Origin of the sequence: Streptomyces sp. UH6 (assembly GCF_013421635.1) — a bacterium.
GTDB lineage: Bacteria > Actinomycetota > Actinomycetes > Streptomycetales > Streptomycetaceae > Streptomyces > Streptomyces abyssomicinicus.
Window position 1 is genome coordinate 1 of sequence record NZ_JACADT010000984.1, and the last position, 2,096, is coordinate 2,096.

At 73.6% G+C, this 2,096-nt stretch carries 2 protein-coding genes; both read left to right on the plus strand.

Features of this window, described 5'->3' with window-relative positions; all coding sequences use genetic code 11:
- Window positions 1-1,136: N-acetylmuramoyl-L-alanine amidase (locus HW445_RS28310; protein ID WP_180223703.1), on the plus strand; the 1,136-nt coding region annotated here is incomplete at its 5' end.
- A 184-nt stretch (window positions 1,137-1,320) separates the two neighbouring features.
- Window positions 1,321-2,096, plus strand: a 776-nt coding sequence (locus HW445_RS28315) for a GAF domain-containing protein (RefSeq protein WP_180223704.1), incomplete at its 3' end; no start/stop codon positions are given.

Here is a 2,096-nt window from a genome sequence, read left to right on the forward strand (position 1 = left end):
CGGGGGCCTGGTACGAGGCCGTGGCCGCCTACGGCGGCGCCGAGGACGACGCGACCGCCCGGCTGTACGCCGACGCGGTCTACGACTTCCTCGGCCAGGGCCTGACCGCCCGCACCGCGGGCGGCGAGACCGTGCGGGTCGCCCCCCGTACGGTGGAACCCGACCGGGGGAAGCTGGAGCGGGCCGCCGGGGACGAGTTCGGTGTGCAGAGCACCGACTACGCGCCGGCCCTGTGGGTCCCCGCGGACGCCTCCAACTACACGGTGGGCCGCACCTCCGCCATCACCCACGTGGTCGTGCACGTCACCCAGGGGTCGTACGCCGGGTCCATCAGCTGGTTCCAGAACCCCTCCTCCGACGTGAGCGCCCACTACACGATCCGCTCCTCGGACGGCCAGGTCACCCAGTCGGTCCGCGAGAAGGACACCGCCTGGCACGCCCGCTCCGGCAACCCCTACAGCGTGGGCATCGAGCACGAGGGGTACGTGAGCGATCCCGCGTGGTTCACCGACGCCATGTACCGCTCGTCGGCCGCCCTCACCAAGCACCTCGCCGACCGCTACGGCATCCCCAAGGACCGCGCGCACATCGTCGGCCACGTGGAGGTGCCCGGCAACGACCACACCGACCCCGGCCCGTACTGGGACTGGTCGTACTACATGCAGCTGGTCGGCGGCTCGAACTCCGGCGGCGAGGTCCGGCTCACCTTCCCGGCCTACACCTCGGTCAGCACCGGGTCCACCGGTGACCTCGTCCGCGCCGCCCAGCACCTGCTCAACCAGCAGGGGTACGACGCCGGCACGGCCGACGGGATCTTCGGCTCCGGCACGGCCACGGCCGTGCGGTCCTTCCAGACCGCCAAGGGCCTCACCGCCGACGGCGTGGTCGGCAGGCGCACCTGGACCGCACTGCTCACCGCCGGAACGAAGCCGGTCCTCCAGCAGGGAAGCACCGGCGCCGCCGTGGAACGCCTGCAGCGCGGCCTGACCGCGGCGCTCGGACGGACGGTGGACGCCGACGGCGTCTTCGGCCCGGGCACGGACGCGGCGGTCCGGGAGTACCAGAGCAGCCGCACCCTGACCGTCGACGGCATCGTGGGATCCGGCACGTGGGGAGCCCTCCAGGCCGGGCGCTGACGCCCCGGACCCCCGCCCTCCCGCGGCTCCGCCCCGCCCCGTCACCCCCGCGCGCGTGCCGCGCGGGGGTGACGGGCTTTCCCGGCCCCTCGCCCCACGAGCCGGTGCCGGTCACGTAATCTTCACGGTTGCGGGCCGTTGTCGGAGAAACCCGTTGTCGGAGAAGCATGGAGGGGGCCGACCGGTGGCTGAGGAAGCTCTGGAGCCGCGGGTGCGGCTGCCGCAGCTGAGGCTCGACGAACTGCTGGGCGAGGTGCAGGCCCGGCTGGACGCGGCCCGGGGCACCCGCGACCGCGTGCACAGCCTCCTGGAGGCCGTGCTCTCGGTGGGCAGGGAACTCGACCTCCAGCAGGCGCTGCACGGCATCGTCGAGGCCGCCGCGGTGCTGGTCGACGCGCAGTACGCGGCGCTCGGCGTGATCGGGCCGGACGGCCGCCGTCTCTCCGCCTTCCACACCATCGGCGTGAGCGACGAGGAGATCGCCAAGATCGGCCCCTATCCCGAGGGGCACGGCATCCTCGGCGAGCTGATCCGCCATCCGGAGCCGCTGCGGCTCACCAAGCTCTCCGAGCACCACGCCTCGCACAGCTTCCCGCGCCACCACCCGCCGATGGACAGCTTCCTGGGCGTCCCGATCCGGGTGCGCGACCAGGTCTTCGGCAACCTGTACCTGACCGAGAAGCGGGGCGGCGCCCAGTTCGACGAGGACGACGAGTCGGTCCTCTCCACGCTCGCCGTCGCGGCCGGCGTGGCGATCGACAACGCCCGCCTCTACGAGGAGTCCCGGCTGCGCGAGCGGTGGCTGCGCGCCAACGCCGAGATCACCCACAGCCTGATGTCCGGCACCGGCCGCGCCGACGTCCTGGGCCTGATGGCCGAGCGCGCCCGCGAGATCACCGGCGCCGCCCGCGCCGTCGTCGCGGTGCCGCTGGACGACGACGCGCACGCCCTCTCCCTCCG